A 14921-nucleotide genomic window follows, 5' to 3' on the forward strand; every position below is an offset into this window, starting at 1 on the left:
CCTCCAAACACAAACCTCAACATGAGGTAAGGTTTCTTTATTTAGGCCTTTCTATCTCAAAAATCTCTCCGATTTTCGCATAATTAGCACCGGCTAATCGACTTACAGCAGCCAATCCTTTTGGATCAATTCTTCCATTTTCATAGATATCATCTTCAATATGAAACTGAATAACTTTTCCGATAATCAAATCACAACCAGGTAGTTCTTTTTCTCCTAATTCCAAAGAATACTCCAGTACACATTCCATGCGAATTTTTGCTTGTTTAACACCCTGAACTGAGATTTTCTCACTTTCAACTTTTGTTAATTGGGCCAAAACAATTTCACTCTCATGAGGAGGCAGACTAGCAGCAGTTTTATTGACCTTTTCAACATTTTCTTCATCAACAATGTGAACGACAAATTCTTTTTGCTTAATAATGTTCCTAGCCGTATCCTTCTGTTTCCCTCCAGAACGCTGTATGGATAAAGAAATCATTGGGGGATTAGAAGAAACAATATTAAAATAGCTAAAAGGCGCACCATTTAAAACGCCGTCCTCCGATAACGTAGTCACGAAAGCAATTGGTCTTGGTATAATACTTCCAATTAGAAACTTATAATTTTCTCTTTCTGTGTTTGTATTAGGATCAATGGAAAGCAAAAAAATCATTCCTTTATGACATTAATCTAATTCTCTTACCTTAATCGGTATCAATCTGTGTTCCAGTTGCTCTCTATATTGTTCATATTGCTCAGGCAACATTAACCTTTCTCCCATTGTCTCTTTTGATTCATCGTGAGCAAATCCAGGAGGATCTGTTGCAATTTCAAATAAAATTTCGCCATGTTCTCTAAAGTAAATAGCATTAAAATAATTTCTATCCTGAACAGGAGTAACACCATAACCATTTCCTGCCACATATTTTTGCCATTCCAGTTGGTCATGATCATCGACTGCTCTCCATGCGATATGATGAACAGTTCCAACGCCCATTAGACCTCTTCCTGCTGGAGTTGCTTTTAGATCGATGATATTTCCTATGTCAGCTGATGAACGGAAACGAATAAAGTCTCCTTCTTTACAAATCAGTTCGAGTCCCATTACTTTTTCTAACATTTCAGCTGTTTTATTCGGTTGGGAAGAAAAGAGAGTAGCTCCGCCGAACCCTTTGATTGCTACTTCTTGGGTTACCCCTCCAAAAGTCCATGTATTGATTTCCCCTTCTGCTCGCTCAACAATTTCTAAGTGTAAACCATGTGGGTCAACAAATTGTAAATACCGTTCTCCAAAGCGTTCTTCCTTAGTGAAAGGTACATTAAACTTCTTTAATCTTTGTTCCCAAAATTCCATAGCACCTTTAGGAACAACATAAGAAGTAATTCCTACCTGACCATCACCAATAATACCTTGACGTGCTCCTACCCACGGAAAAAATGTAATAATCGTTCCTGGTTTACCACCTTCATCACCAAAATAAAGGTGATAAGTGCCTGGATCATCAAAATTGACTGTTTGCTTAACTAAACGTAAGCCTAGAACTCCTGAATAAAAATCTACGTTTTCTTGTGGATGACCTACGATTGCCGTGATGTGATGGATTCCACTTGTTTTTTTAGTCATTCAATTTCACTCCAAGTTAATTAATGATTTTACGTATTTTTACCCTGATTTAAGGTACAAATTCATATACAGGTTTGCGATACTGAAGATTCTAATTAACTCTAATTAGTATATTACGAAATCGAGATAAATATTTAAAAAAATTATAATCCTTGGGCGTGATATCCCAACTTCTTCAACTGATTAATCATTACCTTTTTTTCATCAACGTCTAAACCTGCACATATCTCTTTAATGGCTTGTTTATGTTTAGGAAATACTTCATCCATTAATTCAGTTCCAGCTTGAGTGATTACTGCGAATGTGATACGGCGATCTTTAGGACAAGGTTTTCTTCTTAATAGATCTTTCTTCTCTAACTTATCCACCACATACGTAATACTACTACTTGCAAGTAACACCTTTTCACCAATTTTTTGTATTGGTTGCTCACCTTTACTGTAAATCAACTCAAGAACAGCAAATTCTGTTGGGTTTAGTCCTAAACACTTTATATCTTCTTCAACACGCTTCTTAATTGATTCTAAAGCCCGTGTCAAAACAACAAATAACTTTAGAGACAATTCTTCTTCTAGAATATCATTGTTTTGATGGTCCATCGTTATCATTCCTCTTCATTATCTCGAATTCGAGACAATTATATAATTAATGACTTTCATTTGTCAATAGGATTAAGTGAAAACGAGAATGTTTTTGGATTCTTTTGAAAACAGATCCGACTCTTCGCGGAGCATCTGCGTAATTCTTCAATTACCCCAGTTGTTTAAGTCGAACTTCCTCGTGTGGAGCACAATTTTGATTTATTTCATTCCATACATAGCGAAGCAGTCGTGCATAGAATCGAAGCCTTCGCTTCCTGGGTGATGGTCAATAAAAAACATAATACACATCTAGTAAAAACGAGTAAAAATAAGTAATAAGAAAAGGCTATCCAAGTCAGTCATGAGAGCCTTAGGATAGCCCGTTCGATTAAGGACGGACATCAATTGATACGTCCCGGTTCTTGTAGCTATATTTATTTTGATGACTGACTATTATACAGTTACTTCTTTTCGGCTCTCTTTCCCGGATCTAATTTTTAAAATTTCCTTTTTTTACATGAACTAAAAAGTTCCTAGATTAGTTATCGTATTAATTTTCGCCCCCAAAGATTCCCTATTAGAAAAACTAGTACCATTAAAATAGTGAAGGGAATACTTTTGAATAATAAATATTCGTCTATTAAACTCATTTCAAAGAATAGATAATAGGTAAGAAAGGAATATGGAACTACAATGAATATCGCCGTTATAACACCAGGCGTATAACCACGGAAGATGATTGTTTGACCGATATGAGAAAATGACTGTAGAAAAAACACATTAAATATAGCAGTATACAGAAGAAAGTTCGCCCCGGTTGGCAAGTTGATGGCAGTGTTTATTGTGATCCAAGAAATATAAAGGAGAATCCATGCAATACTAACAGAATGCTGAGCAGATTTTGCGCCCAACTTATTCTTTATGCTTAGCGTAAGTTTAACAAGGATCGTTTTCGGATTTTTGTTTTTGTAATTTGTCATGAAGCTTTCAATCGTTATTATTTCCTCTAAGCCATGAAATATAAAAGCTACAGGGAATAGCCAAATAAGTATTTCAACGTAAAAAGGCTCATATATTGACCCTAGCATCTTTTTCCTCCTATTCGGGAATACTTAAGTATGTCTAATATATCTTTATGCCGTGAAACTAATTTCATTATCTTATGTGTTCTATTTCTATTTGTTATATATGAGATTTTTGTATGTAGCATTTCTAAAAAATCTTTTCATACTATACAGGTGATATAATGAAGATTTTATTAGTTCTAACAAGCATCATTCTACCCATTATTATGTACTTTCTGCACAGGTCACAGGAAAGGTTCCGTTTTATTTTTAATTTAGGTGCTATTGTATCAGCCATCATTTTTGGAGATATTGCCTCTTTATCTATTTTTGAAATCATTAAAGACAATACTGTATTTATGACAAATATCCACTCCATCTTTCTAAATCCACTATTCTTATTATCCGGGGGGTACTTAGGAATTTATATTATGTATCGACTCATAATAATAACCATTGATGAAAGAAAGCCTTGACCTCTTTTTCTTTTTAAGGCAAGTCCTTCATGATCAGGTTGGTGATTGAGTACGGAATCCATAAAAAAAAGGCTATCTTAATTCAGCTTTTTGATTTAGCAAGAACTTTATATTTGGTCCTACAAATTTAATTTGTTGTTCGATTATATTACCATTTATAGTCACCCTTTTTGACTATAAATGATTCAATTAAAACTGTTTGCCTTGTAAACTTACTTTGTTAAAACACAACTCAGCAACGTGTACAGAGCTTGTAGTTCACTACCTTTCATTCTCTCTTCAGTCTATTAAAGAAATGTTTAATAAAATAGCCGTCAAAATCCTCCAACAAAGATTCATCATTGGCTATGCCACTCTTCCAATGTCATTTTGTCTCCTCTTAATTTATAAACTGCAATTTTAATCACTATTTAAGCGAATACACAATCACTTCCCAATAAGAAGTATAGTATAATGACAGAAATCAATTCTAAATAAAAGGGTAACTTTTTCAAGAAAGGGGGAAGTTCAGCTTTGCCAGATTGGTCATATCACACTATTTTCAAGCCAATTCTTCTTAAACTTCCTCCTTCCATTAGTCGGGAGTTTATTCACCGAGGAATGAGTACGTTATCTTCTTCGTCAATGGGTGAAATATTTATAGAATTCCTTGGTCATATGTCACCTTCTAAAAAAATGAAGAAAGAATTATTCGGTATTCAGTTTACTTCTCCTATTGGACTAAGTGGAAAAATTGACCCCCAATTATCTGGACTTAAAGCGTTTCAAAACCTCGGTTTTGGCTTTCTTGAAATTGGACCAGTTTCCCTTCGTGGTACAAAAGGAAAGGAAGAACTTTTTCTTGATCAAAAGAAAGAGCAAATCCATGGATTTTCCAACATACCTATAAAGCTTTCTACTGTCGAGGAAAAACTACGCTCTCTGAAAAAAAAGAAGATGCCATTTTTTATAAGGGTTGAGGGCTCTTTACAAGAAATCAAGCAGATATGCGAAAAGCTTCATCCTTATAGTGATGGATTTATACTGAACAGTCATCCATTGGATTCAGCTAATGAATTTAAACTGTTCACGGAAAAGTTAGGTAAACCTGTCATATTTGCTTGTTCGCCAGATGATATGACTACCTTAGAAGAGCTGAAAAACTATAATCCAAGTGGAATACTACTTGAAAATCAGCATAATACTGACAGGATAAACGATTCGCTTGCTACAATAAGGAAGTCATTTGGATCTGACTTGCCTATTATTATTTTAAGTAGAATACGAGAGCCAGTAGATGCTGTTCAATTATTGGATAACGGAGCATCGTTAATCATGTTAGGCTATGATTATGTATTTGCAGGTCCCGGTCTGCCAAAGCGAATCAATGAAGCATACAGCAACAAGTTCCCGCGTGAATCAATGATGGTTAAAGGATGGCTTTGGTATTGGTTGTTTGGATTAGCAATTACAATTGCTGGATTCATAGCATTGCTTTTTAGTATGACCTCCATTATCCTTCCGTACGATGAATTTTTTTTAGGAATAATGAGAAGGGATATTCTCGATTTCAATCCTGCCATTTTATATTTTATGGCCCATGATCGGATGACTCTTTCAGGAACCATGATTTCAGGTGGAATCATCTATATGCAGCTTGCGAGGTATGGAATCAGGTATGGCATGCATTGGGCAAGAAAAGCCGTAAATATAGCTGGTATAATTGGGTTCTTAGGGATATTATTATTTATCGGTTATGGTTATTTCGATTGGCTTCATGGGTTGTTTTGGCTTATCTTATTACCTTTATTTATTGTTGGATATGCAAAATCAAAAAATGCAAATGAAGCACCGTCAAGTACAAATCTATTCAACCATCGATCCTGGAAATTGAGCTTAATTGGCCAATTATCATTTGTCCTACTAGGTGCTGCTTTATCTATTGGAGGAGTTGTAATCTCAGTGATTGGGGCATCCACTGTCTTTGTCCCAACTGATCTTTCTTATTTATGTCTTACACCCGAAATGCTTAATGAATTTAATGAACGGTTAATCCCCGTTATTGCGCATGATCGTGCAGGATTTGGAAGTGCTTTACTGAGCGTGGGATTACTCGTATTGATGCTAGCCTTATGGGGAATTCGTGAAGGAGAAAGCTGGGTTTGGTGGACATTCACAATTGGTGCCATTCCAGCATTTTCATCTGGTATTATTACTCACTATATTATTGGTTATACAGATTTTTTCCATCTATCCCCTGCTTATATAGCTGTAATTCTATATATGATAGGAATCATTTGCACTGCACCATATTTAATAATTAGGAAGAAAAAATAAGCCGCTGAAGGCTTATTTTTTATAAAAATATATTTCCTCATACGTACCTTTTCTGCCCACCATTGATAAAAAGTCGGGGGTCTAATCACATCTTAAATGTTGAATCTAAACAGGACTATGTTATTTCTCGAAACAACAATTTTTTAAAAAACACATCGTAAGGACAGGAAAAAACAGCTTCATGCAATATTTCCCATTAGAAAAGTATCTCCAAATTATTGACATGATTTTCAAAAGGGAATAAACTATGTGTAACCGGTTACCCATTGGAGTGAGGAAAAATGGCTTCAATTAAAGATGTTGCAAAGCTTGCGGGAGTTTCAGTTGCTACGGTCTCTCGCGTCCTAAATAATAAAGGCTATGTAGGTGTGGATACAAGGGAAAAGGTAGAAAATGCTATTCAAACCTTGAATTATAAGCCCAATGAAGTTGCAAGGAGCTTATTTAAAAAGCAATCCAAGACAATTGGACTTCTTCTTCCTAGTATAATGAACCCTTTCTTCCCAGAGCTTTCAAGAGCAGTGGAAGATGTTGCTGCCGATCTTGGTTATAATGTCATTTTGTGCAATACTGACGGCAATAAGGAAAAAGAGCAACGTTATTTAGATATGCTTTTGCAAAAATATGTGGATGGTATCATCTTTACCACCACTTCTCTTGATCCTGACATGCTCCAGCAATTACAAATTCCGATTGTATGCATGGACCGAAAAGTTAGTACAAATATTACTACCGTGGTTGTTAATAATAAAAAAGGCGCCCAGTTGGCAACTCAATTTTTGTTAGATAAAGGCTGTAAACGAGTTGCTCATATTAGGGGGCCTGAGAATGTGTACACGGCAAAGGAAAGATTGGAAGGATATTTGGACATTGTAAAAAATAAAGAATGGTTTAAAGAAAGCTATATTGTCAATGGGCAGTATGGAATGGAAAAAGCCATTGAAGCAACCCTTGAACTTCTTCAAACCAATCCTGAAATAGATGGAATTTTTGCTGCTAATGATACAACGGCAATTGGCGCGATGAAAGCTGCACATCAAATTGGCCTAAGAATTCCGGAAGATATATCAATCATAGGATTTGACGGAATTGCCTTATCAAAATCAACCATTCCAGAATTAACTACTGTTGCACAGCCTATTTATGAAATAGGAAAAAAAGCAGCCTCCTTACTTGTACAATTGATTGATGGTAATTCTATTCAACAGAATCTATTTACTTTAGATGTAAAATTAATAGAAAGACATTCCACATAAGGAGGGATACTGGAATGCAGGATACACCTAGAATTGTAGTGGTCGGAAGCATTAATATGGATTTAGTGACCACTACAGAAACAATACCGAAAAAAGGTGAGACACTCATCGGAGAAAAATTTCAAATGAATCCTGGAGGAAAAGGCGCCAATCAAGCGGTAGCCGCTGCAAGACTCGGTGTTCCGGTTCATATGATTGGCTGCGTTGGGGATGATAGTTTTGGTAAAGACCTCGTTCAACATCTAATTGAAAATGGGGTCAATACGTCCAATGTGGAACCGGTTACCTATATCACAGGAACAGCAACTATTATCGTTTCAAATCAAGATAATAGAATTATTGTAACCCCTGGAGCAAATAATTATGTTACAGCAGATTTTGTAGAAAAGAATAGAGAAGTTATTGCAAACAGCGATATCTTAATCCTCCAATTAGAAGTTCCACTAGAGGCTGTTCAGAAAGCAGCAAAAATTGCGAAAGAAAATGATGTACTAGTCATTCTTAATCCAGCTCCAATTAGAGAACTTCCAGACTCCCTAATCGAGCTTGTGGACTACATTACACCAAATGAGCATGAAGTACAGCTTTTACTTAAAAATAGAAATATCGACGAAATAAAAAACAAGTTGATTTTAACACAAGGTAGTCGAGGCGTGGTTTTTTACAAAAATGAAAAAGAGGTGCACCTTCCTGCCCATTCAATAAAAGTCGTTGATACAACTGGTGCAGGAGATTCATTTAATGGTGGATTAGCAGCTGCTTTAAGTAAGGGACTTTCCATTGAGGAAGCTTGCCGTTTCGGAAATGCAGTGGCTGCTCTGTCGACTACTAAAATGGGCGCCCAAACAGGCATGCCAACTGAAGCAGAAGTCAATCAATTTTTAAAATCGCTCGAACAATAATCTTACTGTAATGATCTTAGGAGGAACAACAAATGACAAAAAGACCAATCATTATTGATACAGATCCCGGAATTGATGATGCAGTTGCGATAGCAATCGCCTTGTATAGTGAAAAGTTGGATGTGCGACTCATCACGACTGTGGCAGGCAATGTGAGCCTTGATAAAGTGACGTATAACGCTCTTCGTTTACTAAAATTTTTCAAAAAAGATATTCCAGTAGCTAAAGGTGCCTCTCGTCCTTTAATCAAAGACCCTATTGATGCAAGCGATATCCATGGCTCTACTGGTATGGATGGCTTTGATTTTGAAGAGCCAACTGATGAACTGCTTTTAAAAGAAAATGCCGTTAACGCGATGTATCGTGTCATCACAACAAGCAAAGAGAAAATCACTCTCGTTCCAATCGGACCACTGACAAATATCGCTTTATTACTTAAGGTATATCCTGAAGTTAAGGAAAATATTGAAGAAATTGTTCTCATGGGAGGCTCAACTACTCGAGGAAATGCAGGAGTCATGTCTGAATTTAACATGTTCGCTGATCCAGAAGCAGCCAAAATCGTCTTTCAAAGTAACATACCCATTGTGATGGCAGGACTGGATGTAGGCTGGAAAGCACTCATTTACCCTGAAGATAGTGAACAATTACTAGATATGAACGAAACTGGCAAGATGGTCTATCAGCTCTTTAAAAAGTATCGCGGGGGCAGTATGAAAACTGGGTTAAAAATGTATGATTCCTTTGCGATAGCCTACTTGCTTGAACCAAATATGTTTAAGACTGTAGATACATTCGTTGATGTTGAACTATCTGGCACATTGACAGCAGGTTGTACAGTAGTCGATTTAAAAGGATATTTAGGAAAACAGAGCAATGCGAAAGTTTGCACAGATGTAGACGCTCAAATGTTTACAGATTGGTTTTTTAACAGCTTAAGAAAATGTAATTAACAGCTAGAAGGAGGAAAAAACAATCATGGCTCTCGATTTCATCATGTATGCATCGGCGATTGTATCTGTGATCGTCGTCATCTATATGCTCATCAAGAAAATGGACATCAAAATCACACTATTTTTAATGGGGATCCTTCTCATCTTAATTAGCCTTGCGATGGGAAAAGATATAGCCATCAAGGACTTCGAGTCCACTGGCTCATTCTTATTGGACCCATTACAAGTGATTGTGGCACAGTTTAAAGATACATTGGGAGCCGCAGGTTTCATTATCCTCATGTTAGGTGGATACACAGCTTATATGTCTGCCATTGGAGCAAACGATGTCACCGTTAATGTATTAACAAAACCTATTTCGAAGTTTAAATCGGTCTATATTTTAGTTCCTGTCGTATTCTTATTAGGTAACCTATTGTCTCTTGTAATACCTAGTGCCTCAAACTTGGCGATAATTTTATTAGCAACTCTTTACCCTGTTTTACGGAAAGCTGGCATGTCCGCTCTTTCTGCTGCGGCTGTCATTGCTACATCTGCAACAATTGTTCCGACACCACTTGGAAGTGATAATGTAGCTATTGCAGAAGAACTGGCCAAGCATCCTGAGTTTGCAGGATTAACGGTATCAGATTATGTTTTTAACTATCATGCAATTGTTTCGATTCCAACATTAATTTTTATTGCGATTATTCATTATTTCTGGCAAAAAAGAATGGATAAAAAGAGCTTATCTAACACAAATGAAGCTACAGCAGAAGAAATTAGCGATGGTAAAAATGACTTGTCAAAAATTGAGGGTGGCAAATTATTTAAAACGGTTTATGCTATTCTTCCTATTTTTCCAATTATTCTTTTGCTTGTATCCTATGGTATACAAATATCAACAGGAGCCACTATTCAAATTACGGTCGAGATTGCAACGATTGTTTCCTTAATTCTAGCGATTATTTGTGAATTAATAAGACATCGCGGCGATAATAAAGCGCTGAAAGATACAGAAAGCTTCTTTAAAGGAATGGGTGGAGCGATTCCAATCGTAGCCTTGCTCGTTGCAGTATCCGTCTATGTTACTGGTTTAAAGTCAATTGGTCTTATTGACGCTCTACAATCTGCCATGGAAGGCATCCACGGGCAAGGATTAGATTTCGTTTTACCACTTATCCTAGTTGCCTTAACTATATTAATCGTCTTATTAAGCGGAAGCGGTATCGCCCTATTCTTCGCTATGGTTCCACTCGTTGTACCACTAGCGGATGCAGCCGGCATAAGCCCTATTGCCTTATCCATACCAATGGGATTAGCTGGTAACCTTATGCGTGCCGTGTCTCCTGTTGCTGCTGTTGTATTGATTGTCGCAGGAACTACGAAAGCTCAACCACTTGAAATTGTCAAAAGAACATCAATTCCTATGATTGCTGGTATTGTCTTTATGTTTATTCTTTCAATGATTTTGTACTAAAAAGATACAGGAAAAAGGGTAGAATTCGATCATTCTACCCTTTTTTTCTTGGACTCAATAAAAACCGAGCATTCTTCAATAAATACATAAGGAATGTGGAGCTATCATCCAATAGAATTTATAGTATTGTGTGTTATCTTACTCCCGTTAAAACCTTTAAAACCTGTCAGAGTTTGTTTTTCATGTATAGGACAACTTAATTTAAACTATTTCATTTACATACTCCTTGATAAAATCAATCCAAGCAGCATATCCTTGCCCGGATAAGTGACATCCATCCACAGTATATTTCTCGTCGAGTTCATTTTCCTTTAACACATGTGGATATATATCAATAAACTTTACAGTATTTCTCTCTGCAAGCTCTGCTAACTTCATGTTTAAGGTTTTTACATCTTTGTTATTGATCGGGTGATTATATACACTGTTATTTACAGGGAGCACACTCTGAATATATAGTTCGGTCGCTGGTAATTCTGACTTAATTCGTAATATAATCGCTTCATAATTTTTTTGGATACGCTCTATATCCCTTTTATCATTTATATCATTAATACCAATCATCAAAAAAATCTTTCTCGGCTCCAAAGAAACAATATGATCTAACCTACTCAAAACACCTAAAGAACGATCGCTATCAATTCCCCTGTTCAATACCGTTTGTGCTGGGAAAAATTCTTGCCAATGGTTTCGCTGTGTTAAGCTGTCTCCTACAAAAACAACACCTTTCTTTAATATGGGTAAAACTTCGAACAAACTCATCCTACTTTTGTACATTGGAATTGATAAGAATTCTACGTTTTCTTTAGTTTCTGACATTAAATCATACCCTCACCATAATGATTTTTTAAATAAAGCAAACCGTAATTCCTAAACTGGATATTCAATAAATTAAATAAGTATCATTATATTTTGAATTTTTTTGAATGTCTATTTTTTTGACCAATCAGCTTTATTTGGAATGAATAAACAGAAGTTATTGTTTTTCTTTTCAAACTAATCATCCAATTTTTGTTTAGATAAACAGTTACTCCAAATACTTGGAAATATGGCTCTCTTCAAACGTGATCCATAAATATTTTTTTTATAATCATAAACGTATAAAGGCATATGCCCTTATTTACTTTTCCTTTATCACAAAGTATAATAAATTGTGTAAAGCGATTTCAATGAGAAAATCTTTCATATAAGAAGAGGTGCATTTTGTGAGTGCGGTAGTTTCTAAATAGGAAAAAATTAAAAGGAAATAAGGAAGTTTTTGAAATTAGGGGAATTTTTCATTTTCATACCCCTTATTTATACATGGACTTATTTCCGCCTATGAAGATACCTACCTACTTTATATGCAAGTGCATCATTTCATGATTTGAACTATCGTAATGGATGGTTTAATTTATGTATTTACTTTTGCCTTGTAAACGTAAGCTGCGGTATCTGCCGCAGCTTTTTTATTTATCTAAAACTCATTGAAATCCTACGAGTAGGTTTCTTCATTGTCGATCCAAATAATCACTTTGAGGAGAATGAAACATGAATGAAAATACGTTTGAAAAATTACAATACAATGAACTAAAAGAGATTGTAAAATCTTATTGTGTAAGCGGACTGGGCAGGGAATTAATTGATAAATTAGTCCCTAGTTCAAGGTTGGAAATAGTAAAACATCGACTAATGGAAACATCGGAAGCTCGTACCATTCTGGATACAGGAGTAAGCGTACCTTTTATGGGTGTTTCCAACATTGAACATATCATTTCTAAAGTGGAAAAAGGCATTATTTTAGACCCAGCCGAGCTCTTAAATATTACCGATTTTTTAAAAGGCTGCCGAAGAATTAAAATGTTCATGTCCAGCAAAGAATTCTTTGCTCCGACCTTAGCGTCCTATGCTAAATCCATGACAGAATTCATGGGGATTGAAGAGGAAATTAATTTTTCCATTAAAAATAATCAGGTCGATTCGGCCGCCAGCAAAGAACTTAAACGTGTTCGTTATCAAATTCAAACGGCTGAGCAAAAAATTAAAGAACGTTTAAATAAATTCCTAAACAGCAGCGCCAATCGAAACTATATTCAGGAATTCATCATTAGTGTAAAAGATGATCGCTATACAATCCCTATTAAAGCATCATATAAAAATCAAGTACCCGGAACGATTATTGAAATATCTTCAAAAGGCACGACTGTCTTTATGGAACCGAGTGTGGTTGGAAAGTTAAGTGTTGAATTAGCAGTGCTCAAATCCGAAGAAGCCATGTTAGAATATCAAATACTTGCTACTTTAACTGGGTTAGTGGCAGAAAATCTCCAACCTATCAATATTAATATCGAGCTTATATCTCAGTACGATATGATATTCGCTAAAGGGAAATATAGCAGACAAGGGGATGGAATTGAACCAAACATTAATGACCACGGGGATATTAAATTAGTTAATTGCAAGCATCCACTATTATCAGGTCATGTTGTTCCGCTTCAATTTCAGATTGGCAGCAGTTATCGCAGCTTAATCATAACCGGCCCTAACGCCGGAGGAAAAACAATTGTACTGAAGACGATTGGTCTTGTTACATTGGCAACGATGTCTGGATTTCATATTACAGCTTCGAAAGAAACTGAAATTGCAGTATTTGACAACGTCTTTGTAGATATTGGCGACAATCAGAGTTTAGAAAATGCACTTAGTACGTTCTCATCTCACATGAAGAACTTATCTGAGATCCTTCGTTCAGTAAACAATAATACATTGTTACTATTCGATGAAATTGGCAGTGGGACTGAACCAAATGAAGGAGCCGCTTTAGCTATCTCCCTCTTGGAAGAGTTTTATCTCAAAGGGTGTATTACCGTTGCGACAACACATTATGGAGAAATAAAACGATTCTCTGAAATGCATAGTGACTTTATGAATGCTGCCATGCAATTCAATCAAGAAACATTAGAACCTTTATTTAAACTGCTAATCGGGCAATCCGGAGACAGTAACGCCTTATGGATCTCTAGAAAGATGAATGTACCGGAAAATGTTCTAAAAAGAGCAGAAGATTATATGAAAAATAAAGAATATCGCTTAGAGCGATTAAATGAAAATAAAATTCGAAAAGCAAAAGTAGTTGTTGAAAAAGCGGAAAACCATATCGACTATCAAAAAGGAGATCGCGTCAAACTGCTAGACCACGATGACTTCGGAATTGTGTATAGAGAAAAAGACGACTACCATAACGTCACCGTGTTTTATCAAAATCAATTGATGGAGGTAAATGAAAAGCGACTAGCTCTAGAGTTTAAAGCTGTAGAGTTATATCCAGCAGGTTATGACTTAGACACTTTATTCATAGATTATAAAACGAGAAAGCTCAATCACGATATTGAAAGAGGCTCGAAGAAAGCACTTCGTGAAATTCATAAAGAAATACGAAAAAAATAAGTGATACAGAAGAAGATAGCCAAGATAATAAATTTTCAAAAGCTATTGAATCTTTCAAAACGAAATGTTATTTTTAACCACGCAAGATTTTAATAACGCTAAAAAGATAAATAACTTGAAAGCTGGTTTGATGATGAACTATAGTCCAATTCTTATTATTATAATCCTTGTTGCTGCTTTGATTTTTTATCGTCAAATCATCTCAATGTTCAAACCTATTAGGGGTAAAGGAACGAGGATCATTGCAACTCTATTTTTGTTAACACCAGGATACGCACTAATTATGAATCCCAATGCTGATGTAACACCTACAGAGGTAACTGTCGCGTTATTGATAGGTTGTGTTTTCTCCATCCCTTTGATCTTTACGACTAGCTACGAACGACGGGAAGACGGAATGATTTATGTAAAGAAAAGTCTGGCATTCGTTGTTATATTTCTATTGCTTTTCGCCATGAGATGGACCATTCGTGGAATCATTGATATGGATTCGGATTCAAGAATGCTACTCTTCTTCGTCACTGCATGTAGTTATCTAATTCCTTGGAAAGTTTCTAGTTATTTTAAGTTTCGTAAAGTATATGTATCAAAATAATATTAGTAATTTTGGATTGCATTCGTCAGACAATAAGGGACTTAGAGAAGTCCCTTATTTTAATATTTGTTTTGATAAAATATACATTACTTTTAACATTAAATGTTTATAATCAGGAGGTTATTCCGTCTGTAGTTCCTCTTAAACACTATCAACCTCTTATAGCAAATAGTATTTCTGTTTTGATGAATTTATCTTTAACGTATATACTGGCTGATATTAGAATAAATACCTCAAAGTCTTTCAAACCTGAATACTCGTAAGATTTTTTAACTATTAAATAGGAG

The 14921-nt window shown here is 35.6% G+C and carries 13 protein-coding genes; 8 read left to right on the top strand and 5 right to left on the bottom strand.

Annotated elements, in window-relative coordinates; translation table 11 throughout:
* Nucleotides 1–37: 37 nt before the first annotated feature.
* The 4 genes from MT489_RS14460 to MT489_RS14475 form a co-directional block, all read right to left on the bottom strand.
* Nucleotides 38–646, bottom strand: a complete 609-nt coding sequence (locus MT489_RS14460; RefSeq protein ID WP_244682271.1) for a flavin reductase family protein — start codon at nt 644–646, stop codon at nt 38–40.
* 21 nt (nt 647–667) lie between these two features.
* Nucleotides 668–1606 (bottom strand): ring-cleaving dioxygenase, encoded by a 939-nt coding sequence (locus MT489_RS14465; RefSeq protein ID WP_244682272.1) that lies wholly within the window; start codon nt 1604–1606, stop codon nt 668–670.
* 143 nt (nt 1607–1749) lie between these two features.
* Entirely contained in the window at nt 1750–2205 is a 456-nt protein-coding gene (locus MT489_RS14470; RefSeq protein WP_244682273.1) for a MarR family winged helix-turn-helix transcriptional regulator, read from the bottom strand.
* A 524-nt stretch (nt 2206–2729) separates the two neighbouring features.
* Nucleotides 2730–3275 carry an HXXEE domain-containing protein gene (locus MT489_RS14475; RefSeq protein WP_244682274.1) on the bottom strand — a complete coding sequence of 182 codons (546 nt, stop codon included), beginning with the start codon at nt 3273–3275 and terminating at the stop codon, nt 2730–2732.
* A 158-nt stretch (nt 3276–3433) separates the two neighbouring features.
* Between MT489_RS14475 and MT489_RS14480 the strand changes: the two genes are divergently transcribed.
* The 6 genes from MT489_RS14480 (at nt 3434) to dcuC (ending at nt 10613) form a co-directional block, all read left to right on the top strand.
* Nucleotides 3434–3727 carry a transposase gene (locus MT489_RS14480; RefSeq protein WP_244682275.1) on the top strand — a complete coding sequence of 98 codons (294 nt, stop codon included), beginning with the start codon at nt 3434–3436 and terminating at the stop codon, nt 3725–3727.
* Nucleotides 3728–4240: 513 nt separating this feature from the next.
* Nucleotides 4241–6043: a beta/alpha barrel domain-containing protein gene (locus MT489_RS14485; protein WP_244682276.1), complete on the top strand. Its 1803-nt coding sequence runs from the start codon at nt 4241–4243 to the stop codon at nt 6041–6043.
* Between the two features lie 281 nt (nt 6044–6324).
* A complete protein-coding gene (locus MT489_RS14490) occupies nt 6325–7299 on the top strand; it encodes a LacI family DNA-binding transcriptional regulator (protein ID WP_244682277.1) in 975 nt (324 codons plus the stop codon).
* Nucleotides 7300–7313: 14 nt separating this feature from the next.
* Nucleotides 7314–8201 carry a ribokinase gene (gene rbsK, locus MT489_RS14495; RefSeq protein ID WP_244682278.1) on the top strand — a complete coding sequence of 296 codons (888 nt, stop codon included), beginning with the start codon at nt 7314–7316 and terminating at the stop codon, nt 8199–8201.
* A gap of 32 nt (nt 8202–8233) precedes the next feature.
* Entirely contained in the window at nt 8234–9154 is a 921-nt protein-coding gene (gene rihC / locus MT489_RS14500) for a ribonucleoside hydrolase RihC (RefSeq protein ID WP_244682279.1), read from the top strand.
* A gap of 25 nt (nt 9155–9179) precedes the next feature.
* A complete protein-coding gene (gene dcuC, locus MT489_RS14505; protein ID WP_244682280.1) occupies nt 9180–10613 on the top strand; it encodes a C4-dicarboxylate transporter DcuC in 1434 nt (477 codons plus the stop codon).
* Nucleotides 10614–10814: 201 nt separating this feature from the next.
* On the opposite strand, the gene MT489_RS14510 is transcribed toward dcuC, so the two are convergent.
* Nucleotides 10815–11432, bottom strand: a complete 618-nt coding sequence (locus MT489_RS14510; protein WP_244682281.1) for a GDSL-type esterase/lipase family protein — start codon at nt 11430–11432, stop codon at nt 10815–10817.
* A gap of 711 nt (nt 11433–12143) precedes the next feature.
* On the opposite strand from MT489_RS14510, the gene MT489_RS14515 reads away from it, so the two are divergent.
* Complete coding sequence (locus tag MT489_RS14515; RefSeq protein ID WP_244682282.1) at nt 12144–14039, top strand: endonuclease MutS2; 1896 nt, start codon at nt 12144–12146, stop codon at nt 14037–14039.
* A 133-nt stretch (nt 14040–14172) separates the two neighbouring features.
* Nucleotides 14173–14634, top strand: coding sequence for a CcdC protein domain-containing protein (locus MT489_RS14520; RefSeq protein WP_244682283.1), 462 nt, complete (start codon nt 14173–14175; stop codon nt 14632–14634).
* Nucleotides 14635–14921: the final 287 nt, after the last annotated feature.

The sequence above is a fragment of the Lederbergia wuyishanensis genome, assembly GCF_022900255.1.
Lineage (GTDB): Bacteria > Bacillota > Bacilli > Bacillales > Bacillaceae_C > Lederbergia > Lederbergia wuyishanensis.

Bases quoted from the DNA above. Each gene is read 5' to 3' on its own strand.
- rbsK (WP_244682278.1), top strand. From the start codon at position 7,314: ATGCAGGATACACCTAGAATTGTAGTGGTCGGAAGCATTAATATGGAT.
- MT489_RS14520 (WP_244682283.1), top strand. From the start codon at position 14,173: ATGAACTATAGTCCAATTCTTATTATTATAATCCTTGTTGCTGCTTTG.
- MT489_RS14465 (WP_244682272.1), bottom strand. From the start codon at position 1,606: ATGACTAAAAAAACAAGTGGAATCCATCACATCACGGCAATCGTAGGT.
- MT489_RS14475 (WP_244682274.1), bottom strand. From the start codon at position 3,275: ATGCTAGGGTCAATATATGAGCCTTTTTACGTTGAAATACTTATTTGG.
- MT489_RS14480 (WP_244682275.1), top strand. From the start codon at position 3,434: ATGAAGATTTTATTAGTTCTAACAAGCATCATTCTACCCATTATTATG.
- rihC (WP_244682279.1), top strand. From the start codon at position 8,234: ATGACAAAAAGACCAATCATTATTGATACAGATCCCGGAATTGATGAT.
- MT489_RS14510 (WP_244682281.1), bottom strand. From the start codon at position 11,432: ATGTCAGAAACTAAAGAAAACGTAGAATTCTTATCAATTCCAATGTAC.
- dcuC (WP_244682280.1), top strand. From the start codon at position 9,180: ATGGCTCTCGATTTCATCATGTATGCATCGGCGATTGTATCTGTGATC.
- MT489_RS14490 (WP_244682277.1), top strand. From the start codon at position 6,325: ATGGCTTCAATTAAAGATGTTGCAAAGCTTGCGGGAGTTTCAGTTGCT.
- MT489_RS14470 (WP_244682273.1), bottom strand. From the start codon at position 2,205: ATGGACCATCAAAACAATGATATTCTAGAAGAAGAATTGTCTCTAAAG.
- MT489_RS14515 (WP_244682282.1), top strand. From the start codon at position 12,144: ATGAATGAAAATACGTTTGAAAAATTACAATACAATGAACTAAAAGAG.